We start from the raw sequence: 25140 nt of genomic DNA, 5'->3' as shown, positions 1-25140 counted from the left end.
CACAGATATGCCCCTTTCTTTATTCTTTGGATAATTGGTCGCATTCAATCCATGTTCCTTCAGTATCATCAAAACGAACGGTACAACCGTATTTATCAGTATCTATATCTAATACAGTACCGCTTTTCCCATTATCATTGCACATCACCCGGTCTCCGATGTTAAACTTGTTGATATTGTCAAGTGCGAGCGGGTCACTGGTAAGTGTGGCAATGCCATCAATATTTCCGTACTTTCCCATTCTCTTTGGGATTTGAAAATGAATCAAGCCATGAGAAATACTGTTTTCGTTTCAATGCAATAACAGCAGAAGGAAGCATAGCTGAACCGTTTCCATAAGTCGTGCAGTAGAAGCATTCGCGTTCAAGGTCGCCCACAAACGTATTATGATTGATGTAGCCTTTCTGTTTCAACTTACGGAAATTCTTTCTATCCATAATGATAAGTTGACCTTTTTTCCCACCGGCAGGCATAACGTAGTAACGTTCTCCAGTTTCTTTGTGTTTTTCGTCTGCCTGTCTGACTGCTTCACGTAAACGAAGCGAAGCTCTGATTTTTCTGAAAATGTTCATTGTTCCTTGTTTTTATAGTTAAACTTATATTGTAGCTGCTGAAACAGCTTTTTTCTTTTTGACAACAAATCGTCCGATACGAAGCACAATCTTTGGAATTTCCATTTCAAAGAAACATATATGCAAGCCTATGGCTCTTGTCATTAGCAAGTCATCATGTTTACCGGTAATCGCTCCGAAAGCTCCGTTCGGTTTTTTCTCGTAACACAAATATTCGTCCAGACAACGTTCGTCACGTTCCGTGTATAAATTCTCACGAATAACCTTGACTAAGGTTGATATAATCATCGGTTTGGTTGAGACATTGGTATGGAAGCCGTATTTGGTAGGCAATCCCTCGCGTACGGCTTCTTCGGACTGACCACGTGCATAGAGATTAGGGTAAATCTCTTTGATTTGATTAAGGATGAACTGTGACTGGTCGCCATCTACCTGCCGCTCCTTGTCATGCGTTTCCAAGGTGTTGCTTTCTATCACCAAGAGTGAATTGTCATAAAAAGCCGCTATTTGTGCCGCTTTCCATGCAAGCTGGTCGATGTCGCAATGTCCGTACCATTGTGCCACTACGACAGGCTTGCCACCATCAATCATAAACAGACGGTCAAGCACAAGAACAACAGAGAAGTCTGCTTTATTGGAACGTCCACCCACATCGACAATCGTGAGGTAACGATTTGTAACAACTTCCTTTTCATCTGTTTCCGGCAACTCCCAAATATGCAACAATCCCTGTTTGTCTTTCACAAAACGCAAGTTCTGCAAAGCGTTCTTGCCCTCATCCGCATCGGCACAGACTTCACCGACATATTTAGGCTTCTTGCAGGTCTTGCGCATTGCATCGACCTTGTATTTGTCGAACACACGTGCTCCCGAATGTACGAAGGCTTCCACATCATCAGACGGAAATTCGGCAGCCATCTGCCCATGGTCATTGTACTTCCTGCGTTCGGCTATGTACCAATGGATAGCTTCGAGCGTAGCACCTTTTTCCCACAGCGACCAAAGATACTTACCGCATTCCTCACGTTCGGAATCTGTATTTTCATTGTCCCGATTCTGATAAAGCCATTCTGCAAAATCCCATTTTTCATTGTCCGAATCAAAAGCGAGTGTATATTGCTCGATGTCGAACCATGAAACGAACATTGCCTCGAACTGGGATTTCCCTTCTTTTGCGGCAGTATATTCGCGATGAAAGAAGTTCCCGGTGCCATTTGCTGTGCTTTCATAAACAATCATGGTGTAGGGCTTGAGGAGAATACCCGAACAGGCGGAGCGCACAATGTCTTCCGGTTTCTTTCCCTCCGTAGCCTTCCATATTCCCACTTCGGAGAGATGTACAAGATTGTAATCACCGCCACGACACGAATCCGGGCGTTCAGCCGTACCAATCTTGATTTTGCAGTTACGCTGCGGAATGCGCGATATACTTCCCGATTTTCCCACTCCTACAATCTTCGGCTCGTTCTCATTGTAGGCTTCATCAATTTTATAGAGCATTTCGACAGGATAACTTTTAATCATCCGGTCGAACATATCCTTGATTTCATCGGAGCCTGCGCCCTGATGTGCAATGATAAGTGAGTTTAAGCCGGTTTTGTGAAGCAACTGCAACCATGCCATATAAAGCTGTGAAGTGGTGGAACCACCCCATTGCCGTGCTTTAAGCAGGATGATGCGTATCGGTTTCCCTGCAATACGCAATTTCTCAAGCCGATCCACAAAACGCCGTTGAGGTCTTGTCAGACGAAACAGGACATCCTCACCACCGCCTTTGGCCTTGATATAGACAAATGTTGCCGCCCAAAACGGAAAATCCTCGCGGCTGCGTATTCGTACAAACTGCTCTATGACCTTCAAGCGATCATCCTGATTGTCTTCCACACCCATGTAGTCCGTGAGGAATTTGGAAATAGAACCGGCTTCGATGAGTTGGCGTACAAGCGGTACTTTCATGATACGTTCCGGTAACCACTGGGTATGTATAGGAAAGTCACTGATGGTACACTTTACACGTTTACCGACAGAACCTTCTCCGGTAATTGGATTGAACTTTGCATATACAATCGCATTGCGGCGTTCATTCTCTGTCAATATGTCCTTGATGGCCTTATCTTTCATGGTGCATGATTTTAACAGGCTTGTTTAGCAGAGCCATGATGAGTCCCAATACATAACACCAAAGATGCAATACGGCATTTATGCCCGGAAACAGGAAGCCTGCCACAAGGTAAAACAGCATCCATAACTGATAATACCGTTTACGTAATACCTCAAACGATATTGAACCAAACAGGGCGAAAACCAATCCGGACAATCCTACCGTTGGCGAATCCATTGTCGTGAAATATCCAAGGGTATCAACTGGAACTGTAACGGCAATCATATAGGCTGACAGCAATCTTCCTATCCCAATATCGTAAATGAAAATAATCGATAATAAACACCATGAATTGAGCAAGGCATGAAACATATTCGTATGGAAAAACGGATACAGCAAGCGTCCTGGCATATTACTTCCAGCGTAAATGCCGACAGTTTGCCAATCCCATTCTCCTGAAAATGACAAACACACAATCATGGCAGAAATCAGGAGAGCCGTAATCTTCTCAACTTTTCTTGCATCCATCGTTTTTTAGCCTTGCATATCATCATCTTGGCACTACCCGGCGTGAGGTAGAATTTCGGTGCGGGTTGAGCAATCACTTTAGCACACAGTTCAGAAATGGTAAGTTCCGGGTATTCTGATTTGAGAGCGACAACCCTTGTATGAATCTCCTCATACATTTCTTTCTTCAACGGCCACATACCGCTTAAATCGTTCTCACCCCTCATCATGGCGGAAACGACCAATGCTGCACGAATATCGCTGACCCAAAACCTCCGGGACGGCATGTTTACAATTACTTTATACACTTCAGGCATACGGATATAATCACACGATGAAATGTATTCATCGTATGCTCTCATCAAGTCGTTCATACGCTCCATAGAGTATTCCATAACTGCTCCTTTATGCTTCATTTTTCTTCCCGTTATAGTACCAAAGTTACCAATAGGAGCGTAAAAAGATAAACATGACATCCTGCTTTCCCTGCCTATTTTTGTCTTGTAGAATCTGACTATAAATTAAATTTTTGAATTATGCCTAATAATACGGAAGTTAAGAGCAATCGCGAGCGATACACAGAGCGATTGAAAGCAAAGTATCCGGACAGAGAATTTGCCGATGATGAAGCGTTATTCGGTCAAATCAATGACGATTACGATGGTTACGACAAGGAATTGTCCGGTTACAAGGAACGTGAAAAAGCACTGTCCGACCTGTTTGCAAGCAACCCGCAAAGTGCCGCTTTCCTTACTGACTGGAGAAAAGGCGAAGACCCTATCATCGGTATGGTGCGCAAATTCGGGGATGATTTCAAGGCCGCACTTGAAGACCCCGAAAAGCAGGAGGCACTTGCAGCCGCCAACAAGGAATTTGCGGAACGAATCGCCCAAGAGAAAGAGTACGAGGGAGAGTATCAGAAGAACCTCGACGAAACCCTGACCACCCTTGAAACCATGCAACAGGAAGAAGGACTGCCGGATGAGGACATCGACAGCGCAATGGATTTCCTTGTAGGCATTGTACGTGACGGAATCATGGGTAAGTTTACACGTGAAAGTATAGAAATGGCCATAAAAGCAATCAGGCACGACAGCGATGTGGAAGCTGCCGGACACGAGGGTGAAGTAAAGGGGCGCAACAGCAAGATTGAAGAAAAACTACGCAAAGCAGGCAAAAATGACGGTACAGCCGACCTTGCCGGTAAAAACGGTGGCGGCAGTGGCGGTTCACGGCAGATGCCTGACCTCGGTGCAATCGGGCGTTATGATGGTACACAGAACATTTGGGAGCGTGGCGGTGAAAAACGCAAGGCGATAAACAGATAAATATAAACCAATTACATTTTTAACTTTTAAAATTTCGAGCAATGAAGAAAACAATGAGTTTCTTTTGTCGCATTACGCTGATGATATTGGCGTTTGTGACGGGTGCATCAAGCGGTGTCATGATGGCAGAAGCATCGAACCTGCCTGATGCGGGTAAAACAACAGCCGGTGCGGACGGTACGGGTGGAACAGACGGTATTTCCACTGAAACAGGAGGGCGTGAAACCGGCGACCCAAATTTCTATTTGAGTGATGTGGACAAACGCATCGTGAAAATCCGTCCGATGGCTACTCCAATTGACCAAATCAGCCGTTATGCAAAATCAAGCTCCACCAATTCATTTGAAGTGAAGTATTACAGCGTGGGTACACGTGAAATCAAATGCAGTACCAACAAAAAGCTGGAAGCTATGCTCAGCGGTGCGAGCGTGTCGTTGCCGGTAGATGATTTGAATATGTTCACGTTGGATGATACCATTAGGGTAGTCGGTGTCAGCGCCATCACCAAACCGGACGGAACGAAATATACGGAAGATGACAGCAACGTTCCGGACCTCGTGCTTTGTGTGTGCGGAAAGGACAGCTCAACAAATCTTCCTACAGTGTATGCCGTAAATGGCAAAATGGATGATTCAAGCAAACAGCCGATTCTTGTTCCGGAAATTCCACAAGGAACAACGCTTGTACGCATGGGAAAAGCATGTGGGGAATTGGATGTTCAGACAGGACGATTCAATAATATCCCTATGCCTGAAACCCAGTATTGTCAGAACTTCATGATTCAGGTAGAGCAATCAACTTTTGACAAGATTGCCGCCAAAGAAGTGAACTGGAATTTCTCAGACATTGAAGAAGACGGTGTATATGATATGCGCCTCGCAATGGAAAATACTTATCTGTTCGGTGTGAAGCAGGTTATCAAGCACATTGCAAAGGACGGCATGAACACTTGGTTTACAGGTGGTATCTGGTGGATGGCCGGAAAGGACATCGAGGTGGGCGAATGGGATACTGACAAGAAATGCGCCATAATTACCGATGAAAACCTTGTGGATATTACCAAAGACCTTTTTGTTGGTACCGGCATCGGTAACAAGCGTAAGATTTTATTCTGTGGAAGTGATATGCTCTCTGCATTCTCCAAGATAAAGAGCGAAAAATTCCGCTTGAAAGATACCGTGGAGGTATGGAACTTGAAATTCAAATCTTGGGATACTGATTTCGGAGAAGTATTAACCATACATCATGAACTGTTCGATGTAAACGGAATGAGTGATTGCGGCTTTGCAATGGATCCGGAATATCTTTCCAAAAAAACACATGTGTCTTGGGCACGTAACGTACTCGACTTGCAAAAGGCCGGTATCCGCCGTACCGATGCGGTAGTTATCCAAGAGGTGAGCTGCCTGTATCTGCGCTATGCAAAGGCACATGCACGTATGAGACTGGCTAAAGCACCCGCCCAAGATTTAAATGCGGCATAATAAAGAGTTCATAAAGAATTATTAATTACCGGGGATGGGATAAGGTGTCCCGTCCCCTTTTTACTTTTAAGAATATGATTACGAAAACCTACAAGGCGAATACCAATATCAGTATTAATGTGGTACTTCCGAGCAAGAAGAACCTGCATATCGCATTCGTTCCATTGTCAAACGGAAGCAGTGTATTCACTACCGACAACGAGGACATACAGAAGTCTGTAGAGAACCATTACAAGTTTGGCAAACTGTTCAAACTTCATTCTGTGCACGGGCAATCCGAGACAGTAGAAACAGCCGGAAAAGCGTCTAAAAACGGTTCATCTGAAAAACTTCATGCCGAAAGTACGCACAATGGTGAAGACACGCCTGCCAACGAAACCGGCAGACAGGACGAAATGCCGCAAGAAGACGCAGGGGATAACAATACGACATCTCGCAAAGTCAAAGTAAGCGACATTGCAAGTGCAAAAGATTACCTTGCAGACACTTTCGGTATCAGCCGCACTTCCATGCGCTCGACCAAGGCAATCATGGAGCAGGCAGCAGCAAACGGAATTGAGTTTGAAGGTCTGGAATAAAGATAAGGGCTTATGGCTGTATATCAGAAGAACAAAATACAGGAGGATGTACGCACCGCCCTGGACCAAAACATGAACAGCGATACGTTGAAGATTATAGGCGATGTGGACACTCTTGCACTTGACGACATCATTGCATCAAAGATTTTGGAAGCAGTAAAGCGTGTGCACAGCTCTGCACCGTCCTATTTGCTTGACGGCGGACACAACTTCGGTGATGCCATATATTGGAAAGAGCATGAAAGCGGATGGATATTACTGCCGGAAGATTTCATGCGTTTTGTCGTTTTCCAAATGAACGATTGGGAGCGTGCGGTATTTAATCCCATAAACACCGATGACCCTGAATATGAAAAACAGTCTTCCCGATTTAAAGGCATAAGGGGAACATGTCAACGGCCTGTATGCGCCATATCCATACGGCCAGAAGGAAGAGTGATGGAATTTTATTCTTGCAAAACGACAGAAGCGAAAGTGAGCCGTGCTGTATATCTGCCTTACCCGAAAATAGACAAATATGGCGCGGTAGAAATCTGTGAGAAATGTTATGATGCTGTGATATATACCATAGCTGCATTAGTATTAACGACATTCGGCGATACGGAAAAAAGTGCCGCATTGAACGAATTGGCTAAATCTGTATTAATATGAGTTACGAATCAAAACATATAGACGGTGATGTCTCCGTTGGTCGCAATACAGCGATAGGTGGTGACGCGACCGTTCAGGGAAAGACCCACTTGAAAGGAAACGTAATGGTGGACGGCTGGCTTGAGGCAAAAAATATCAAGGGAGTGAGCAAAGGACTGTTCACGACCATCGAAAAACTGAAAGCGGCTTATCCTTTACCACATGACGGATGGTGGGCACTTGTGGGTGTTTCCTTACCAGCTCCCATATATGTGGGCGATGGCGGAGAATGGGTCCCGACCGGACAGAGTGGAGGCAACCCGACCATAGACAGCGGTCAGTATAACGAAGCCGTAGAAAAACTGCAAGAGGATATTACCAAACTGCAGGACGACATTACGGATATAGAAGCCCGCAACAAAGCGCAAGACACCAACCTCACCACGCTTGGTGATAGTGTCAACTCGTTGCAAGACCAAGTAAACACGACCAAGGATACCGCAAACAAGGCAAACAACAAGGCGAATGAAGTTGGAAGCCAACTGAACTCTTTCAAAGAATCAAAAGGTGAAAACGGAGGAATCGCCCCTCTTGACGAACAAGGGAAAGTACCGAGCCGACATTTGCCCGGATACATTGATGACGTGGTAGATTTTTATGGCATTTCCGTAGGCATTACTGTAAAAAATGAATCCATAGACAAAAATTCCAACGATGAGGGTTGTAAAGTTGTATATGATAAGGAACATGGTTGCTTTGTGCTTGCATACGTTCCGACAATCGGAGAATCCGAGACTGCTACTTATTATAACAACTGGTTGGATGCAGATGTTTTCGGTACGGCAAGTACAAACGGGCGAATACCCTCTTCCGGCAAAGTCTTTCTATGTGAAGAAGATGGAAAAAGTTATCGTTGGAGCGGTAAACAACTGACTTCAATTGGCTCCGACCTTGCTCTCGGACATACAAGCTCTACTGCATTCCCCGGTGATGAAGGTGCGAAGTTACAGGAAGATATGAAGCAGGTCGAAGAAAACAAGAAGGCAATACTTTCACTCAATAAACAAGTCGTATCGCGTAGCGTTGTGAATGTCAACCATCTGTTTGACCTTTCAGATAGGGAGATAACATTTTCCGTAGCACTTGACAGGTGTGCGACTTCTGAATATGCTTCTGCTTTGCAGATTCCGGGTGTTGTCTTGATATTCCTTACAGAAGCCGGATGGGTTTCAAAACAATGGACAAATACCTCTGATTGGAGTAAAGAAAGCAACTGGACGGATTTCGGGACTTCCGGTGGTGGAAACGTAGGCAACACCATCAACGTGAACGACCTTTGCGGAGATGGAGAATATACTTTGGGAACAGCCATAAAAGCTGTTGTTGACCTTGAGAAAGAAAGCGGGTTCTCTTATTTGAAAAGCGGTATCGTCCTTACATTCAAGACTGCGGAAAGTGATAAAAATGGCGCACCTGTATGGCTTGCCTATCAGTTCACACGCGATAAGAGTGACATCAGCCCTGATGATCTGAAACCGTGGGTAGCATTCGGCAGTGGCGGAAGCAAGGTGGAAACATCCGACAAACCGGCAGAGGGAGGAAAAGATGCCCTTTCCACAGGCGGGGCATACATAATGCAGGAGAAAGCTATCGGCGGATTTGATGAAGAAAGTGATGAAGACTACATTTACTACAAAGCCACCAATCTGAATGGCGGACAGATAGAGGATATTGTGCTTAAAATACCCAAAAATGGAGGTGGTGGCGGCTCCAGTGAGGATAGTACATTGTCTATCTACTTCGAGGAAGCCGCTCCTATTATGGCATTCGGCTCAGAGATAAAAATCAATGTAGCTTTGCGTAGTGTCAGCTATCCTGATGGTAACGAGGTGCTTGGTGTCATTCGTAACATCACTATTATTGATGCAAGCACCGGACTGACATTATCCAGTGAGGATATGAACACTGTAGGCTCTGCAAGTGCGACCGATTACAAGTTTGAACTTGACTTCACAAGTTATTTCAGCAGTGCCGCCAGCAAAAGCTTCTTTGTGCAAGCTACAGATTCGGATGGAAATACCAAGAAAAAAGCCATTACCATTATGGCTGTGGATATTACCGTAGAACAACCCATGGCTTTGAATTACACAAGTGATACTATCCTTGTTGCAGGTGGTCCGGCAAAAAATATCGGACAATTCTATAAATTCCCTAATAACACTTCATCCATTCTTGCAGTAGTGGAGATGTTCTATAATGGAGAATGGAAGAAACTTGGTGAAGCAACGGTAAGCGACAGTTATACCAAAGGCATCTCTGTCAATCCAACAAATGTATTCGGTGGCGGAGAAAGACTTTCGCATGGCGCATATCCTGTACGAATATACGGTACGGAGAAGAAATCCGGAGTAAAGGGAAACACCATCTATTCCGCTATCATGTGTGTGGACGAAAACAGTAATACTCCCATCGTCGCCATCAGGTTCAATGACAAGAACAACGGCACGTTACGTTTATATGACAACCTTACCGTAGAGGTGGCTGCGTATACTCCCGGCAAGACTGAAACGCATGTAGATGTTTTCTACAGCGAGGAGAAAGTTACAGCTGTGGAAGCTATGATTGCCGAAACGGTTACAGTGAACAAGCAGATAAGCGGATATAGTACGGACGGAAGCCAAAGTATTACCGTACATGCCGAAAGTGGCGGTGTATCCACCAATGAAATCAAGGTTACGATAAAAGGGAGTGCCATTGATATAGCGATCAAGGACGGTGCTTTGTTCGGATATGATTTTTCTACACGTAGCAACAGTGAGAGCGATCATACTATCACACATAACGGAGTGACAATGGATGTACGAGGTGCAAACTGGTCAAGCAACGGATTTGTAGACTTTCTTAAGGAGCGTTCTTTGCGTATTGCAGAAAATGTAACAGCTGAAATATTGGATTACCATCCTTTTGGAAACGCATCAGTGGAAACTACGAGCGGATGTGCCATCCAATTTGCCTTTGCCACCAAAAATATCAAGGAAGCTGATTCAAAGCTGATAGAATGCTATGACCCTGATAGCGGAGCCGGTTTCTATGTCTGTGGAAATAAAGCTGCGATATACTGCAAGACCGGACAACCGGCTTTGGTGGAACGCTCATTCCGACAAGGTGAAAAAATTACCATGGCCGTAGTTGTAGAACCATCTACCATTTATGTATCACGTGGGGGAAGCAATTATTCCTGTATCAAACTGTATTTGAATGGTGAAGAGGTCGGCTGTATAGGATATATCAGTAATAGCGGTGCTATCCTTAATTCAAAAACCATAACATTTGACGGAACGGAAGGAGACTTGTATTTGTATTATGTACTTGCCTACAACAGTCATTATGAATGGGCGCAAGCTTTTAGAAACTATTTGTGCAAGTTGACTGATACTTCAGCAATGATACAGGAGTATGAAGCGGAGAATGTGCTTGATACACAGAATCGTCCGACAATAGAAGCCCTTTCCGCAAAAGGCATACCTTATTATGTGGTCGTGTCAGACCAGCAAACTTTTGACACGTTTGACGGTGATATTGATACAAGCAAGAAGTTCAAATGTACGTTGTTCTATTATCATCCGACTATGCCGTGGAGAAGTTTTAAGGCTATCAATGTGCAATGGCGCAGGCAGGGAACCACTTCGGCAAAACGGCCTATCAAGAACGACCGTTTCTATCTTCAAAAGAATGATGGCTGGGAGGTAACTCCTATTTATCCGGATTATGACAGTGAAGATGCTCAAATATCATATAAACTGATGAGAATAGGTTATGTCCGTGTAGGCGAAGATTCTATTCCGGTAAAAATAATAACGGTGAAAGTGGATTATTCCGACAGCTCCAATGCCAACGACTGCGGTGTGTGCGGTTTGATGAACGCCACATTTCGTGCACTCGGAAGTAATTACCTGACTCCCGCACAGCGTTCATTTGATGGAACTTGGGCAAAGAGTGACATATCATTAAAGGGATTGGAAATGAATCACTCGACAGCCAATCATCCCATTGCCGCATTCCGTGCTACACAGGAAAGCTTGACAGACGCATGGTTTCATGCAAAAGGGAACTGGAAGGAGGATAAGGGAGAACAGGTTGCGCTTGGGTTTAAAGATACTCCCGGTTACAATAAAGGCTGCGTGAACTATGGAGATTTTGTGGAATATTTCGGACAAAAGGGCGAAAGCATCGACCAGATAGAAACACGTTTCAAGAATGATATTACCACCGATAAAGAAAAGCTTTATCTTCTTTCCCTATATTGCGGGCAGGACTACCGGTTTATGTCATACGAACGGGGAGAGTGGACGCGACAAGCCGGAGAGATGAAGCAGGAAAACGGCAAGTGGAAGATTACAGGCAAGGTCCTTAATCCGGTAAGCGGTTACGAATTGCTCACATATGATGGAATGAACTGGTGGCAAGGGGTTGGCAGCGTTGAAGACATGATGGAACCTACTACCGCAGAGTCCTCGTGGGTAACGAAACTCAAACTCGGACAGGAAACCTACCCGATGTGGACACGTTACTTCGAGTGCATGATTGACGATGACCAGTTACAGATAGACCTGGCCATGGGACGGAAAGTACCGTTCGACCTGTACCAAGTACTGAAATTCTGCGACAGTTGCGATTATGCCAAGGAAGAGCTCGCAGGGAAATGGCAGGAAATTTGGAAGACACAGATGTGGAAATACATCAATCCATACTCGTTGGTTTCCTATTATCTTTTCACCGATTATCTTGCCGCTGTCGACCAACAGGCGAAAAACATGCAACCGATGTTCTTCCTTGAAGACGGCTGTAGCGTCAAGGACGGTGTTTATAGCGGAGCAAACGGTATGGAAGCGCGAAGAATGTACCTTAATAAAGTTTATGACTGTGATACCTGCAACGGTAAGGATAATGACGGCGGGCAAACCATTGACCCGGAAGTTGACCCCGGTGATCTGACAAACAGTGCATACGCCGGAAGAGGAAGCGTGCTTTGGAATGATATACGTGGTCAGCAGACTATGGATGTAGACCAAAATGCCAATACAATTACATTGCCTGCAATAGCAGATACGATGCGTTCGCTTCCCGATACACTTGGAATCGGTGCCGGACCGTTTTCTCCCAAGGGAGCTGACTATTATTTTGTAAAACAGATAATGAAAAAATGGCCTAAGGTTGTTTCAAGTTATGACGGAGAACGGAAGTATATCAAATATACAGGATACAACGACCTCTATTTCTATGCATTGCAAGGACTGGGGCTGACATCTCTTCCCGCTTTTATAGAACAACGCTGGCGCATCCGTGACGGATACTACCGCTGTGGGGATTTCAAGGCGGAAAGCGGTTATATTGGTGGACGTATCGGTGCAAAAGAAGGTGCAGTCATCAGATTTAAAGCGGCCAAGAGTGGGTATTTCGGTATCGGTAACGATAGTGGAAACATTACACAGGGAATCTTTCTGAAGGCAGGGGAAAGCGGTACATTCACAGATTTCCAGCATGGGGAAAACATCATGCTGTACATATATCAGGCAGACCGCATGAGCATGATAGATTTAAGTGAAGTAAGTATTGACCCTCAATTCGGGAATACCCTTTCAAAAATGTCGTTGCTACAGGAACTGTATCTCGGTAGTGAAAATCATAAGGAATGGAAAATGTCGCCCGGAAACACCGGATTTCTTACCAATTTGGATTTAGGAGACATGCCGTTTCTCACTACATTGGATATTCGAAACACGGAAATTATAACCGTCAATTGCTCAAAGTGTCCACGAATGGAGAGTGTGCATGCCGATAATACTTCTTTGTCTGCAATAACGTTTGCTGAAACTTCTCCGATAAGTACGCTTGCCCTTCCCGGTACTATCACTGAACTTGTATTGAACAATCTGCCTAATCTGACTTATCCCGGCGGGCTTTCTCTTGGTGGTGTCAGTAAGGTTACAAAAATATTCGTGAATGAATGTCCGTATATTGATACGATGACTCTGTTGGAACAGGTGGTCAATGCAAGTGAATTGAAAACCGTCCGTATTCCCAACGTAAATGCTACGGCGAGTGTTGAAATGCTTCGTTCCATAAAAAACGGTGGGGCTATAGGATTGGATGCGAATGGTAATGCGTACGATGAAAAAGGACAGTGTAGCGGAATAACCGGACGATGGATATTGGTCGAACTGATAGAGCAGAACGAAATCGAAGAGCTTGTCCGGTATTTTCCCCAACTTGAACTTCATAATTCGCAGTTCTCTATTGTGAAAATCAGCGATACGGTAGACAATGATTCGTGTGAGAAGTATAGCAATCCCGAAAATAAGACGGGGGCGGATTATGGCAACACATATATTCCAAGCGGGCATACCCTTGCCATCAAGAAAGGATGCCATGCCTATAAATGCTCATTCAACACGAAGAAAAACCAGATGGAAGGCGTGCAGTTAAGCGATACGGATTTCAACTACCTGAAAAACGGCAGCAGCTTTGACATAACGGACACCGCCGGAGAGGGCTTTGATATATTCTGGCATGCTCCGCACCATTGGTACAAGGGAGTGAACGACTACAAGAACCAAGTAAAGTATTTTTTCCCTTCTATAACAGAGACCGAACCGCTCTCAACTGCATTGCATAGCAGAAAATCCCTGTTGTCGGAATTGCTATATATGGAAAATACCGGAGTGTATGCGATTGATGCCGTTGTCGGTGAAGTCATAGGCGAGGATGTCATAACCACCGCATCCAATACGAACAGCTACAAGATGGATGTGAGAGGAATGAAGCAGGTAAGATGGCCCGGTCTGAACCATGCCCGGCTTGGAGGCGTGTTCACTGACGAAAACAACCGTGTGCTCAGTACGTTCATCATGTCTGTAAGCCATACCTATTTTGACTTCAACATCGGTGATTATGTGTTCTGTGACATACCTAACGGTGCAAAATGGTTTTATTTCACTTCTTTCCGTGACATTGGCGACATAGAGTGCCTTGTTGTAGACAGCAGCAGTATTGAAGCCATAGAACCTGAATGGACCGAACACACGGTTGGCGACAACGACAGTCTGGTCGGTGTATATCCTATTACCGTTGACGGTTTGAAGATGCCACGCAGCCTTTCCGGTGATATACGTTCGAAGAAAGGCAACGGGACGTCCGTTACATCTAACGAATGGAAATACGACAGTGAGGGTAATCCTATTGAGATGCCTATCGGCGGTTTGAATTACACGGCAAAGGATTTCCAAAACATCTGCCGCTTACGTGGAGTTGGCTATCAGTTGCAGGATTACGAACAGCATAAAGAGATTAGCAATCTATGGTGGGCTTTGAGCGGAACAACCAACGAACAGTCGGTTGTGGGCAATGGCGGACATGACAGCATTCTGAATAAACTGGATTCCATCGGCATGGCTGACAGCAATAATACCGGCAATACGCTCAACTCCATACTTGGATTGAAGCATTATGTGGGTTGTGATTCAGAATGGATGGACTATATCGCTTTTAATGTGCCGAGCTATGAAGCGTTCTACAAGGCAAAATGCACGGAGAACGACAGTTCATATCCAATAGATTATACAGCGCATATTTATGACCCCGTAAACAAAACCGAACGGACTGTTAAAACAGTTGACGCTTCCAATGGAAATTGTGTCGTGCGCATAGTACATGGTGCCAAGTGCGATGTATTGCCCAGCAGAGTACACAAGGGAGATACAAGTATGTATGTAACACATTATGCAGCAGGATTTTGGATAAGTGGAAGCCGAGGCCGTTGTGTTTTGCGGTCCGGCAACTACTCGGATGCGTACAGCGGTCTCGCTTATGCGTTCGCGAACCACGCTTCATCGAGCTCGAGCACGAACTACGGGGCGCGTCTGGCCTTCCGCGGAAAATTCGTTATAATTGAATAGAGCGGACCTCGCGATTTCGAAAAAAGCGTTGGAGGGAGAGCCGTAGGCTGCTCCCTCTTTCTTTTTCTCGCGTAAGCGAGTCGATTTTTGAAACTAATTTTTATGTGGTTGTATTTTTGTCTGTAAAACGTTCCATATATAGAACATTTTCACTATATTTGCATTGTGAATGATATAAGATATGGAATTGAAAACGAGATTCAAAGTAATAATGTCGAGTGAAGCCGATGCATTTCTTGACACTCTGCGCCAAGACGTTAAGGATAAAATTATCTATAATGTAGATAAGGTAGCCAATGGTTATATGGACAAAGATTTATTCAAGAAATTAGATGATACTGACATTTGGGAGTTTCGCACCCTGTATAAAGGTATTCAATATCGTCTGTTGGCTTTTTGGGACACCGACGCGGAAACGTTGGTCATTGCCACGCATGGATTTGTGAAGAAAACACAAAAGACCCCACGCAAAGAGATAAACAAGGCGGAAGCCGTCAGAATATTATATTTCAACTCAAAAAAATAAGTATATGGAAGCAATTAAATTTTATACCCTTGATGAAGTTAAGGATAAACATATAGGTGAGGTCGGTACACCGCACAGGGATAAGTATGAAGCTGAATTGCAATCATTTTTGATTGGGGAAGCCATAAAAAAAGCCCGTAAATCCCAAAACATGACCCAAGAGGAATTGGCACAAAAAATCGGTGTACAGCGTTCACAAGTATCCAAGATAGAAAGCGGACGTAATCTGACCCTTTCCACCATTGCGCGAGTGTTTAAGGCCATGGGTATGAAGGCGTCTTTGAGTATTTCCGGTTTAGGAAGCATAACTCTTTAAAAAAATAAAAGGCGGACAATCCCTCGCGCCGTTGTGTTTTGCGGTCCGGCAACAACTCGAATGCGAACAGCGGTCTCGCTTATGCGAACGCGAACAACGCTTCATCGAACTCGAACACGAACTACGGGGCGCGTCTGAAATTCTGTTGGTTAAATTAATCGGAGACCCTGCACAGGTACGAGATTACCACCGCCATTCTCCGAGGGATTCGAGCCTCGGCAACAGCATGATAATATATATTTATTAATGGAAAGCCGGAACATATCTTTAACCACATGTGGGGAGAGGTTGGACCACTCCCCACGAGACCGGAAGGCGGTCAGCGATATATACGATTTATTCCAACCGGCCGTAGCTGCAACTGCGGTCTGTTATCCGTTATATAATCTCATACCGGAGATTATATCCGATGAGAATTTGGAAAGGTCATTCAAGCGTGTCATGGCAAATCTGAGAAGTGCAGATACCCGAAGCGGAAATCGGCAAAGAGAGATAGCTGTAATAGATGGCATTGAATGTTCACCAAGAATGGCCCGTTATGTAAAAAACAAGCATAAGATACTTGATGCGCTGAAAGAACAGATAGGTAACGGCACATTCCGTATAAAGAACCTCAAGTCGTTTACTGTGGATGACGGACCGAAAGTAAGAATTGTGCAAGCCCCGTCAGTCATAGAGCGTATTGGAAGCAATGCGATTATGGAGCCGTTGGAAAAGCATCTTTCACCCCTATTGATAGAAACAACGGCTGCATCCATACAAGGACGCGGACCGCATGGTCTGTTCCATCAGGTGCAGGATACATTGGCAGAGAACCCCAATATACACTATTATTATCAAAGCGATTATAAAGGATATTATGACAGTATTGACCATGATATATTAATCTCCACAATCAGGCGATATGTCGGAGACCCTGTCTTATTGCCTATTCTTGAAAATTTTGTCAAAGCACTATATCCCAACGGGAAGCATGGCATAAGCAAAGGACTGCGTTCCTCACAATTCTTTGGAAACCTTTACCATAATGATATTGATCACCGGATGATTGATGAATATGGTGCAAAACATTACTTCCGTTTTTGTGATGACATCTTTATTCTCGGTGAGAGTAAACGTGATTTGTGGAAATTGCGGGACAAACTACACTATGAAGCAGCTCAAATAGGGCTGACAATAAAACCAAGCGAAAAAGTGGCTCCCATATCCTCCGGTATGGATGCCCTTGGCTTTGTCAACTACGGCGACTATACATTGCTACGAAAACGGACAAAAGTAAATGCAGCCCGAAAACTTTCCAAGATTAAATCACGGAAACGGAGACAGCAAATAATCGGTTCATTCAAGGGTATGGCCTGCCATGCAGATTGCAAACATTTATTTTATATACTTACCAAGAACAACATGAAGAAATTTTCCGAAATGGGTGTTACGTACACTCCAGCAGATGGAAAAAAACGCTTTCCCGGCAAGGTTATGCGTTTGAGCGACATCGTAAATATTCCAATTGAGATACATGATTTTGAAACAGGAATAGACACCAAAGAGGGGGAAGACCGTTATCTGGTATCGTTCCGCAATCCCAGGACTCAAGAATGGGGAAAGTTCTTTACTGCATCGGTTGAGATGAAAGGTATTCTTGACCAAATCAGCGATATTGAGGACGGCTTTCCATTTGAAACAGTTCTCAAATGTGAAATGTTTGACGGAGGCAAACGAAAATACAATTTTACCTGACGGGAAAAAGATAACATACTAATCCGCTCGGTATCCGCTACTTTTGTCGTAAATCAAAATTCATGCAATGGAAAAGATTTACGGCACAAAGAAGCGGCAGGATTGTCTTGTACGTACAGGACGCTCCAAGTGGATACTGTTTTATGGCTTCGGGAAAGATGATGAGAATAGTGAGAATGGCTGGGAGTACCGGCATACATTCGACCATAAACCCACACTTTCCGAAGTCAAGGAACTTGTTGTGTCCGCTATAAACACGGCTACGGAGGAAAAGATTATAAACGGCTTTGTCTGGAACGGGAAAGCAGTATATCTTTCACCCGAAAACCAATTAAACTTTTCCGCTATAGAACGTAGTGAAAAGATTCCTTATCCGCTTATTCTAAAAATCAATGAACAGGAAGATGGTACGCCCATCTATCATACTTTCGAGAATGCAGATGATTTTATTGCGTTCTCCCAAGCAGCGTGCGCCTATGTGATAAAGACTGTTCAGGAAGGGTGGAAAGAAAAGGATGAAGTGGATTGGACGGTATTTAATTTAAAAAGTAATAACGATGAAAAAGTTGATTGAATGGCTCGGAATGAGTAACAGGTGGAAACACCTCATAGGAGGACTGATTATCGGCATTTTTGCATTTGGTTGGTTTACCGCAATGTATGCCGGAGTTTTGACAGCAGGTGCTTTGGAATATAAAGACAAGGTGCATGGCGGTAGATGGGATTGGATTGACTTTGGTCTTACAGTAGCCGGAGCAATGATAGGACAACTAATAGAAGGAACTTTAATATGGAACAACTAAGCACGATTATCCAAGTTGTCGGTTCGCTCATCACATTAGTTATATTGCCCTTGTTATTGCTTAGAAGCAAAAAGAAAAAGGCAGATGCCGAGGCTGAAAAAACCGAAGCAGATAACATCACAGCTTATGCTGCTGAATGGAAAGAATTGTACGAGAAGAAGGAAAAGCGAGTTGTCGAACTGGACGCCAAAATTGACCACCTTTACGCCGAGATAACCAAGTATCGTGACGCTATCCGCGAGCTAAGCGAAAAGAACAGCGAGCTTGCCGTTCAGAATCAAGCACTGGAATTCCGGAAATGCAATAAACATGGTTGTGCAGACCGCGTCCCACCAAGTGAATATTAACCAAATAAATAAGTATGAAGATATTGATTGATAACGGGCATGGTGAAAACACTCCCGGAAAACGTAGTCCTGACGGTTCGTTGCGTGAATATGCTTATGCACGTGAAATTGCAAATAGAATAGCACATGAACTTTCCGCAAGAGGTTATGATGCCGAACGCATTGTTCGGGAAACAGTAGATGTTCCACTATCAGAACGTGCAAGGCGTGTAAACGAAGTTTGCGGACGATATGGAACGGCCAATGTAGTTCTTGTTTCTATCCACTGCAATGCTGCCGGAAACGGTGCAGAATGGATGAACGCAAGAGGATGGAGCGCTTATACATCGAAAGGCAAGACAAAGGCTGATAAACTGGCAACTTTCTTGTATGAAGAAGCTGAAAAAAACTTTATCAGTCAAAGAATACGCAAAGATAATTCTGACGACGATCCTGACTGGGAAGAAAACTTCTATATTTTGAGTAAGACAAAATGCCCGGCTGTACTTACGGAAAACTTTTTTCAGGATAACAAGGATGATGTCCTGTACCTTTGTTCCGAAGAAGGCAAACAAGCTATTGTTAAAACCCATGTAGAGGCAATAACCAGATATATTCAGAAGTATGGTAAAATGGTTTAAAGATATTGTAGCAATATTGTTTGTGGTATTATTTTTCACATCACTGTTTTTTAATGTGCGTTTTTGCATATCGAATAAAAAGTTACCTATAAATGATACCACAAGAATAACTGTTTTCGATACCATACCCTATTACAAGCCTGTACCCAAGGATAGTACCGTTATTAAATACATCACGCAGATTCTTCCTACTGCAAAACCGGATAGTACGAAACAGACTCCGGACGTAGCAGATACGACTAAACCTCCAAATAAAGACAAAGACAGTGTTGAGGTTGAAATCCCCATTACGCAGAAGATGTATGAAACAGACACATATCGGGCTTATGTAAGTGGCTTTCATCCACAACTTGACAGCCTGATACTTTTTGCCGGGCGTGATATAATGACCGTAACAGGTAATTATCCCAAACCCAAGAAGAAAAAGTTCAGTATCAGTCTACAGGTAGGATATGGAATAACACTGAGAGAAACGCCGCAATTTTCTCCATGTCTTAGTGTAGGTTTATCGTATAATTTGTTTGATTTCTGATTATGATAGATATTATATTAACGGTCAATAAGGAAAAAGTATATGAAGAGGTAGCAAAGACCACATCGTACACCGGTGCGAAAATGGATGATGAGCTTGCCTACGATCGTATATTTACGACGGATGAGGATAAAAGCATGCTTGAACGTTTTTGGTGCGAGAGTAAGAATACCATATGCAACAGTTTAAAGAAAATGCTTCTTGACGAAACGGAAGCTGACAGTGAATACAGGCTTTCGTTGGGGCTGTCGAATTCATTCGATGAAGCTCTAAAAGAAAGTATGCAGCGTAGCTTGTTTTCATTCTTCGTGATGAATGTCACTGCAAAGTGGTACACGTTTACCAATAAGGAAGAAGCTGCCGGATATGCAACGGAAGCTGCTACCTATATGGAGGATATAATGCGTAAGGCATTTTTCAAAAGAAAGCCCATGCGCCCGACATACGAATAATCATTAATTCAAAATATTATGGCAGAAAATAAGAAAACATTAACCGTGACACAACAGGTCAAAGAACTTGTCTATGATATTCAGAACAAAGCGTATTTGACGGGACAGGCACGAGAAGCGGCCGGCAAGAGCTATCAAGTCGCATCCAATATGCAAGCAAGTGATGACGATGAAAACAGCTATCAGATACGTCGTTCGTTGGCCAATGCCTTTTCCTCTTTAAAAAGTCTGCTTGGAGAGTATCTCAATGAGGATAATACAACAAGCGATAACCTGATGGATGAAGAGATAGATAATAACGGTAAACTTTCATTGGAGTTTTTGCTTCCGTCTAACTATAACAACGCTTCGGCGGACGCACTGGGAAATGGCATACATTCATATCTTGTAGATATGGCACTTGGAGAGTGGTTTGCCATAACCAGTCCGGAAGATGCCAATGCGTATATACAACACTCCGGGGTGAGTCTTGAAAACGTGAAGCGTGCACTCTACAAACGCAGCCGTCCGGAAAGACCGACTTATGATTAATTGATGTTCAAGCCTATGGTATATTGTCAAAACAGCCAGTCTAAAACAAAAGCGGTAACACTTGTGTTTAAAAGGGAAGAACTGCTTTACGATGCGGAGAATTATTCTTTTGTAGAGGGCGACATTATGCAAGCGGAAGATGAACACGCCAGACATCAAGTATTCGACATCGGTCAGGACGGTAATGTGGACAGAGTTACGAGAATACTTAACCTCGTACATTCTGAATGCGTGGAAATGTTGTTTCCTTATACGAAAGAAGAAATTTCCGATAAGCAGGAACCCCTTGATAATGTTATGACCGTGCCGGAAGAATACCTCATAACCCTTGTTTTGCCTGTGGAATTTTCATTGTCTACCGTGAAGTTGCTGAAACATCTGATACACGAATATATGGTCTGCAAGGTCCTTGCCGACTGGATGAGCATAACAAATCCAGGCAGCCAAGCCAACTGGGAAGATAAAGCCCGAAATATCCGAATCAAGATACAGACTTCCCTTGTTTCACGAAAAGGCAAGATAAGACGAAAACTAAAACCGTTTTAAGAATAGACAAGAGCCGGGGTGCATCACGCATACCGGCTCTTTCTCCTTATAAACAATCTGATAACCTTAAAAATAACTGACCTATATGTTTCATTTATCGTAGTCTGTTGAGCATACGGGGATTGAACTGGACACTAAATCCTAACAGGCTTTCGGATTTGTCAAGTGTACAAATGAGTGCAATTCTAAATGCTTTGTACGGTGTTCCTCTGAAACCACGCATATATTTGTCTGTACTGCTCCATACAGTATGCCAATTAAACAAATCATTCGAACCGTACAGTACTTGTACTACATGTCCCGACTTAAAATATCCACGTTGAATGATGGTATCTATCGTCTTGAACACATCTGGCTCATCCATTTTGAAAGGGCGGGTAACCACTAATGCCGTTATGTTTTCAGCAGATGATGTAGAAAAATCCACAAGTCTGTTTCCGTCAGCCATTGCTAATGCTTCCGGATACGAATTGACATTGTTCACTATGTCTGACAGCATCATTCCCCAAAGCTTTGACTTCAACGAAAACACATAAGCATAGCGTACAGCCGGGTTATACACAATGATATGCTGATTGGTATAATCATATATCATCCGGCAAGCGGCAAGAAAATCAAAAAACGGAATCATAGCAATATCGTCAAGAGCCGTTCGTTCATTTTCGCTTGCTTTTCCATTATAAACTGATAGAAGTTTATCCGATCTTGGCAAATCAGAAATAGAAAACAAATCTTCCGCATTTAAACTTTCTGATATGCACTGCACAGTAGAACCACTTATCAGCATAATACCTCTATTGGTGGCAAACAGCACTGCATTATCAATTTGTGTGATACTGTTCGTATTTATACAAACCTCCCGTGTTACAGGTTGCCGTGCTGAGTATGATCCCGTATTTGATACTTCTAAGGCCCATACACCTTCTGATGTAAAAGCATAAAGTGGAAACTGACCGAACTGTCCCTCTGATAAAGCTTTTACAGCTGAAGATATACCAAGAATAGTGCCAGTACCTATTGTATTGATACCGAGAACCGGAAAGTGAAATGGATTATTGATTTCCGATGTGTATATTTTGTTCGGTAAATCAATTATTCGCTGTTCACGGGGACTTGCTGTAGGATAATCACTAAGTCCTGTCGGAGGATTTTCCCAACCGGCAAAATAAAAAGCTCCGTTAAGGAATTTGTGCTGTTCAAGTGGCACTTCATAATATTGTGGTAATCCATAATGCGTCACAATAACTGCTTTGTATGCGTTTATATTAGGGTAGAACAAAAACAGCAATGGCGGATCCAATATTGACGCTTGATAAGATTCTCCATTGACCACTATGTCCCGACCATCCTGCTTGATATAGAAGTATACAGAAACAGGCATTGTTCCATCAAAATAAGTAGGGGACATTCCATCAAAATTAGCAACATATCCGTTGGTATATGTAATCATCGCTCCTGTGTTATACAAGTTATATAATTCTTTTTGAATGTTTGCGATGTTAAGTCTTGAATTATAAACAAACGAATAATGTGGAAGCAATTTATCATGACTGTCATAATCATCTGTCATAACTTCTCGTGTTACCAATGACTGTAGATAATCTTCTTCGATTACCAGTTTTGTACGTGTAGTGGAAAGTTGTTCAATACGGAGACTTTCAAGCAGGTAGAATTGCGATGTTGAACGAATATCCTCTTTTACATCATCAATACTTCTACGAGGAATCATCAAACGTCCACTTGGATAAGTCAGTCCGTTGGGGTCAAATGTAAAGGCATATAGTTTATTGAATGTATGATGTTGATAACGAATTGGAAATTTGGAGGTAGAAGCTGCTTGATTTATATGTTTGCATACACAATAAGAATTATAGTTTTCCGATTGTGCAAATCTTGTACATTTTCCGTTTTGGTCATAAGTATAAATAGGTTTTGAAACAAACACATCAACAGATCGAACTATATCTTTCCAATTTTTAAGCATATCAAGGCGAGACTGAAGAACAACGGCACAATCAAGGTCGTGTATCATTCCACATATTCGAAGTTGCGCATCTGTATACTTTCCCTTTCCCGTCAGGTGTGTCCAAAAAACTTGCGGTGCAAGGTCTGATGAAGCAATCATCAGAATCGGAGCCGAGTGCATTGTCAATGTTCCATCGTATAGCCGATAGGCGTATCTTACAAAGAAAGGAAAAATGAATTTGCCCTTATTTGTAGACCTTTCAGCAATAAATTTATTGATATGGGCAAGTACTTGGTCTGTAATTCGCGTTTTATTGTTATCAGAGAATTCATTCCAAATGCTGCCTTCACTAATAGCATCAAATGATATTGAAAATTCATCTGTCCGAACCATTTCACCCTGCAACCCAAATGAAAGTGGGCATTCAGGTATTTTTGTACCAAGATATAAATATCCGTCATTATTTCCTTTCCATAGAAAATAATGCATACCGTCAGTTGACAAGATGAGAAGCGTATTGCCAATAGCTGTTACCTGATATACCTCGTTAAATGAACGAAGAAAAACAGGCTGATGTGCGTCAGAACCATTCCACCAACTGATAGAATTGTTGTTAAAGATGATATAGTGCTTGAAGTTAGCCGATTTATGAATATACATAACCGAATCACCACCTTTGAATTGTAATACTTCGGATGGCGGCAATATGGGTTTAAGTGCACCGTTTTCGGGAATAACACCTATCGATGTTGCCAAGTCCCCATCGGCGCACTCATAGTCCGATGGGTTGGCAGAATACCCGTTGTATTTTATTTCTTTAATCATATCTTTCTTACAAAAGGAGTTTGGTAATGATTGGTAGCAATGTGCCATGATATTGGCTTTCCTTAGGCTCTCCAACGCATAATCTCGCCTTGTCTGTTACACCCGACACATCAAGTATGGCGGAGCACAGCCTTTTAGATGAGGCTCTGAAATGTTTCCCTTGCCTATTGGATGGAAACACACATGCTTCATGCCGACCGCCGGTTGGTGAGCGGTATCTGACATAAAGATATAATTCTCCGTTCTCACTCATAATATCCAGGACATCACCTCGCGAGAGATGAAGTTGCTTGGCTATATGAGATGTAATGTCTATTCTTCCCGAAGAATAGAATACTATATCAGCCTTTCTTGTATTTCCTAATATACTTTCCATTGGGCTTTTCAATTTGATAATAGATGAGACCTTTGCTTGTATGATGTATAGACACAGACAGTTTGACTATACTATCACCGGGTAACCCATGCTCATAAAGCATAAGACCGACCGACGGGCACAGACTTTCAAAGCCTATGCACTTATACTTGTCATTATATTGAATATCGCATAGTTGAGTCGGTTGTCCGATATTTGGATTGACGGTGAAGCCGAAAGAATCTTGTCCGGCAATTCTGAAAACAAACACTTGGGCTGCATCGCCCTTTTTCGCCTTACCTTTGATATGGAGAAACAAGCGTTTGGATAGCGTGATTGAATTGTCGTTACCATCGGCAATCACATAGTAGTTACGTGACTGCCACCATGTTTTTAGTTTTTTGATAATCATAATACGAAAATAGAATG

General features: G+C 43.2%; 24 protein-coding genes. 16 read left to right on the top strand and 8 right to left on the bottom strand.

Annotated elements, in window-relative coordinates; translation table 11 throughout:
- Nucleotides 1–19: 19 nt before the first annotated feature.
- Genes NXV01_RS19045 through NXV01_RS19025 form a run of 5 tightly spaced genes read right to left on the bottom strand, consistent with a single transcriptional unit; the run spans nucleotide 20 to nucleotide 3596 of the window.
- Complete coding sequence (locus tag NXV01_RS19045) at nucleotides 20–241, bottom strand: hypothetical protein (protein WP_032945452.1); 222 nt, start codon at nucleotides 239–241, stop codon at nucleotides 20–22.
- A complete protein-coding gene (locus NXV01_RS19040; protein WP_032945454.1) occupies nucleotides 219–572 on the bottom strand; it encodes a hypothetical protein in 354 nt (117 codons plus the stop codon). The genes NXV01_RS19045 and NXV01_RS19040 overlap by 23 nt, the downstream gene beginning before the upstream one ends.
- Before the next feature lie 24 nt (nucleotides 573–596).
- The gene (locus tag NXV01_RS19035; protein ID WP_032945458.1) at nucleotides 597–2693 is read right to left on the bottom strand and encodes a hypothetical protein; all 2097 of its coding nucleotides are present in this window, start codon (nucleotides 2691–2693) and stop codon (nucleotides 597–599) included.
- Nucleotides 2683–3201, bottom strand: a complete 519-nt coding sequence (locus NXV01_RS19030) for a rhomboid family intramembrane serine protease (protein WP_005938235.1) — start codon at nucleotides 3199–3201, stop codon at nucleotides 2683–2685. The genes NXV01_RS19035 and NXV01_RS19030 overlap by 11 nt, the downstream gene beginning before the upstream one ends.
- The gene (locus NXV01_RS19025) at nucleotides 3162–3596 is read right to left on the bottom strand and encodes a hypothetical protein (protein WP_032945461.1); all 435 of its coding nucleotides are present in this window, start codon (nucleotides 3594–3596) and stop codon (nucleotides 3162–3164) included. Before NXV01_RS19025 ends, NXV01_RS19030 begins: the two co-directional genes overlap by 40 nt.
- A 120-nt stretch (nucleotides 3597–3716) precedes the next feature.
- On the opposite strand from NXV01_RS19025, the gene NXV01_RS19020 reads away from it, so the two are divergent.
- The 16 genes from NXV01_RS19020 (at nucleotide 3717) to NXV01_RS18945 (ending at nucleotide 21565) form a co-directional block, all read left to right on the top strand.
- Entirely contained in the window at nucleotides 3717–4508 is a 792-nt protein-coding gene (locus tag NXV01_RS19020) for a hypothetical protein (protein WP_032945463.1), read from the top strand.
- A gap of 41 nt (nucleotides 4509–4549) precedes the next feature.
- A complete protein-coding gene (locus NXV01_RS19015) occupies nucleotides 4550–5992 on the top strand; it encodes a hypothetical protein (protein ID WP_005938229.1) in 1443 nt (480 codons plus the stop codon).
- A 74-nt stretch (nucleotides 5993–6066) separates the two neighbouring features.
- Nucleotides 6067–6570, top strand: a complete 504-nt coding sequence (locus NXV01_RS19010) for a hypothetical protein (protein ID WP_032945466.1) — start codon at nucleotides 6067–6069, stop codon at nucleotides 6568–6570.
- Between the two features lie 12 nt (nucleotides 6571–6582).
- A complete protein-coding gene (locus NXV01_RS19005) occupies nucleotides 6583–7221 on the top strand; it encodes a hypothetical protein (protein ID WP_005938225.1) in 639 nt (212 codons plus the stop codon).
- Nucleotides 7218–15155 carry a hypothetical protein gene (locus NXV01_RS19000; protein WP_259023069.1) on the top strand — a complete coding sequence of 2646 codons (7938 nt, stop codon included), beginning with the start codon at nucleotides 7218–7220 and terminating at the stop codon, nucleotides 15153–15155. Before NXV01_RS19005 ends, NXV01_RS19000 begins: the two co-directional genes overlap by 4 nt.
- Before the next feature lie 181 nt (nucleotides 15156–15336).
- The gene (locus tag NXV01_RS18995) at nucleotides 15337–15681 is read left to right on the top strand and encodes a type II toxin-antitoxin system RelE/ParE family toxin (protein WP_005938219.1); all 345 of its coding nucleotides are present in this window, start codon (nucleotides 15337–15339) and stop codon (nucleotides 15679–15681) included.
- A 4-nt stretch (nucleotides 15682–15685) separates the two neighbouring features.
- Nucleotides 15686–15997 carry a helix-turn-helix transcriptional regulator gene (locus NXV01_RS18990; RefSeq protein ID WP_005938215.1) on the top strand — a complete coding sequence of 104 codons (312 nt, stop codon included), beginning with the start codon at nucleotides 15686–15688 and terminating at the stop codon, nucleotides 15995–15997.
- Between the two features lie 441 nt (nucleotides 15998–16438).
- Entirely contained in the window at nucleotides 16439–17734 is a 1296-nt protein-coding gene (locus tag NXV01_RS18985) for an RNA-directed DNA polymerase (RefSeq protein ID WP_254455631.1), read from the top strand.
- Nucleotides 17735–17801: 67 nt separating this feature from the next.
- A complete protein-coding gene (locus NXV01_RS18980) occupies nucleotides 17802–18308 on the top strand; it encodes a hypothetical protein (protein WP_032945472.1) in 507 nt (168 codons plus the stop codon).
- Nucleotides 18292–18537: a hypothetical protein gene (locus NXV01_RS18975; protein WP_032945474.1), complete on the top strand. Its 246-nt coding sequence runs from the start codon at nucleotides 18292–18294 to the stop codon at nucleotides 18535–18537. The genes NXV01_RS18980 and NXV01_RS18975 overlap by 17 nt, the downstream gene beginning before the upstream one ends.
- Nucleotides 18525–18884: a hypothetical protein gene (locus tag NXV01_RS18970; protein WP_032945476.1), complete on the top strand. Its 360-nt coding sequence runs from the start codon at nucleotides 18525–18527 to the stop codon at nucleotides 18882–18884. Before NXV01_RS18975 ends, NXV01_RS18970 begins: the two co-directional genes overlap by 13 nt.
- A 14-nt stretch (nucleotides 18885–18898) precedes the next feature.
- Nucleotides 18899–19504 (top strand): N-acetylmuramoyl-L-alanine amidase, encoded by a 606-nt coding sequence (locus NXV01_RS18965; RefSeq protein ID WP_032945478.1) that lies wholly within the window; start codon nucleotides 18899–18901, stop codon nucleotides 19502–19504.
- Nucleotides 19488–20036: a DUF6808 domain-containing protein gene (locus tag NXV01_RS18960; protein WP_032945481.1), complete on the top strand. Its 549-nt coding sequence runs from the start codon at nucleotides 19488–19490 to the stop codon at nucleotides 20034–20036. Before NXV01_RS18965 ends, NXV01_RS18960 begins: the two co-directional genes overlap by 17 nt.
- A 2-nt stretch (nucleotides 20037–20038) precedes the next feature.
- Complete coding sequence (locus NXV01_RS18955) at nucleotides 20039–20488, top strand: hypothetical protein (protein WP_005938192.1); 450 nt, start codon at nucleotides 20039–20041, stop codon at nucleotides 20486–20488.
- 18 nt (nucleotides 20489–20506) lie between these two features.
- On the top strand, nucleotides 20507–21019 hold the full coding sequence (locus NXV01_RS18950) for a hypothetical protein (RefSeq protein ID WP_005938189.1): 513 nt from the start codon (nucleotides 20507–20509) through the stop codon (nucleotides 21017–21019).
- 15 nt (nucleotides 21020–21034) lie between these two features.
- Entirely contained in the window at nucleotides 21035–21565 is a 531-nt protein-coding gene (locus tag NXV01_RS18945; protein WP_005938186.1) for a hypothetical protein, read from the top strand.
- A gap of 94 nt (nucleotides 21566–21659) precedes the next feature.
- Here the strand turns inward: NXV01_RS18945 and NXV01_RS18940 are convergent, their stop codons facing one another.
- From NXV01_RS18940 to NXV01_RS18930, 3 genes are read right to left on the bottom strand one after another with little or no spacing between them, the layout of a single operon-like run.
- Nucleotides 21660–24356: a hypothetical protein gene (locus NXV01_RS18940; RefSeq protein ID WP_005938183.1), complete on the bottom strand. Its 2697-nt coding sequence runs from the start codon at nucleotides 24354–24356 to the stop codon at nucleotides 21660–21662.
- Nucleotides 24357–24363: 7 nt separating this feature from the next.
- Nucleotides 24364–24732, bottom strand: a complete 369-nt coding sequence (locus tag NXV01_RS18935) for a hypothetical protein (protein ID WP_005938181.1) — start codon at nucleotides 24730–24732, stop codon at nucleotides 24364–24366.
- A complete protein-coding gene (locus tag NXV01_RS18930) occupies nucleotides 24698–25123 on the bottom strand; it encodes a hypothetical protein (RefSeq protein WP_005938179.1) in 426 nt (141 codons plus the stop codon). The genes NXV01_RS18935 and NXV01_RS18930 overlap by 35 nt, the downstream gene beginning before the upstream one ends.
- Nucleotides 25124–25140 lie beyond the last annotated feature (17 nt).

Source organism: Bacteroides sp. BFG-606 (assembly GCF_024788145.1).
GTDB lineage: Bacteria > Bacteroidota > Bacteroidia > Bacteroidales > Bacteroidaceae > Bacteroides > Bacteroides vicugnae.
Note: the sequence above shows the minus strand (reverse complement) of the source record. Positions and strands in the feature narration are given on the sequence as shown.

Bases quoted from the DNA above. Each gene is read 5' to 3' on its own strand.
- NXV01_RS18980 (WP_032945472.1), top strand. From the start codon at position 17,802: ATGGAAAAGATTTACGGCACAAAGAAGCGGCAGGATTGTCTTGTACGT.
- NXV01_RS18970 (WP_032945476.1), top strand. From the start codon at position 18,525: ATGGAACAACTAAGCACGATTATCCAAGTTGTCGGTTCGCTCATCACA.
- NXV01_RS19035 (WP_032945458.1), bottom strand. From the start codon at position 2,693: ATGAAAGATAAGGCCATCAAGGACATATTGACAGAGAATGAACGCCGC.
- NXV01_RS18985 (WP_254455631.1), top strand. From the start codon at position 16,439: ATGGCAAATCTGAGAAGTGCAGATACCCGAAGCGGAAATCGGCAAAGA.
- NXV01_RS18935 (WP_005938181.1), bottom strand. From the start codon at position 24,732: ATGGAAAGTATATTAGGAAATACAAGAAAGGCTGATATAGTATTCTAT.
- NXV01_RS18940 (WP_005938183.1), bottom strand. From the start codon at position 24,356: ATGATTAAAGAAATAAAATACAACGGGTATTCTGCCAACCCATCGGAC.
- NXV01_RS18965 (WP_032945478.1), top strand. From the start codon at position 18,899: ATGAAGATATTGATTGATAACGGGCATGGTGAAAACACTCCCGGAAAA.
- NXV01_RS19000 (WP_259023069.1), top strand. From the start codon at position 7,218: ATGAGTTACGAATCAAAACATATAGACGGTGATGTCTCCGTTGGTCGC.
- NXV01_RS19020 (WP_032945463.1), top strand. From the start codon at position 3,717: ATGCCTAATAATACGGAAGTTAAGAGCAATCGCGAGCGATACACAGAG.
- NXV01_RS18990 (WP_005938215.1), top strand. From the start codon at position 15,686: ATGGAAGCAATTAAATTTTATACCCTTGATGAAGTTAAGGATAAACAT.
- NXV01_RS18950 (WP_005938189.1), top strand. From the start codon at position 20,507: ATGGCAGAAAATAAGAAAACATTAACCGTGACACAACAGGTCAAAGAA.
- NXV01_RS19030 (WP_005938235.1), bottom strand. From the start codon at position 3,201: ATGGATGCAAGAAAAGTTGAGAAGATTACGGCTCTCCTGATTTCTGCC.
- NXV01_RS19040 (WP_032945454.1), bottom strand. From the start codon at position 572: ATGAACATTTTCAGAAAAATCAGAGCTTCGCTTCGTTTACGTGAAGCA.
- NXV01_RS18945 (WP_005938186.1), top strand. From the start codon at position 21,035: ATGGTATATTGTCAAAACAGCCAGTCTAAAACAAAAGCGGTAACACTT.
- NXV01_RS19045 (WP_032945452.1), bottom strand. From the start codon at position 241: ATGGGAAAGTACGGAAATATTGATGGCATTGCCACACTTACCAGTGAC.
- NXV01_RS19010 (WP_032945466.1), top strand. From the start codon at position 6,067: ATGATTACGAAAACCTACAAGGCGAATACCAATATCAGTATTAATGTG.
- NXV01_RS18960 (WP_032945481.1), top strand. From the start codon at position 19,488: ATGGTAAAATGGTTTAAAGATATTGTAGCAATATTGTTTGTGGTATTA.
- NXV01_RS18975 (WP_032945474.1), top strand. From the start codon at position 18,292: ATGAAAAAGTTGATTGAATGGCTCGGAATGAGTAACAGGTGGAAACAC.
- NXV01_RS18995 (WP_005938219.1), top strand. From the start codon at position 15,337: ATGGAATTGAAAACGAGATTCAAAGTAATAATGTCGAGTGAAGCCGAT.
- NXV01_RS19015 (WP_005938229.1), top strand. From the start codon at position 4,550: ATGAAGAAAACAATGAGTTTCTTTTGTCGCATTACGCTGATGATATTG.
- NXV01_RS19005 (WP_005938225.1), top strand. From the start codon at position 6,583: ATGGCTGTATATCAGAAGAACAAAATACAGGAGGATGTACGCACCGCC.
- NXV01_RS19025 (WP_032945461.1), bottom strand. From the start codon at position 3,596: ATGAAGCATAAAGGAGCAGTTATGGAATACTCTATGGAGCGTATGAAC.
- NXV01_RS18955 (WP_005938192.1), top strand. From the start codon at position 20,039: ATGATAGATATTATATTAACGGTCAATAAGGAAAAAGTATATGAAGAG.
- NXV01_RS18930 (WP_005938179.1), bottom strand. From the start codon at position 25,123: ATGATTATCAAAAAACTAAAAACATGGTGGCAGTCACGTAACTACTAT.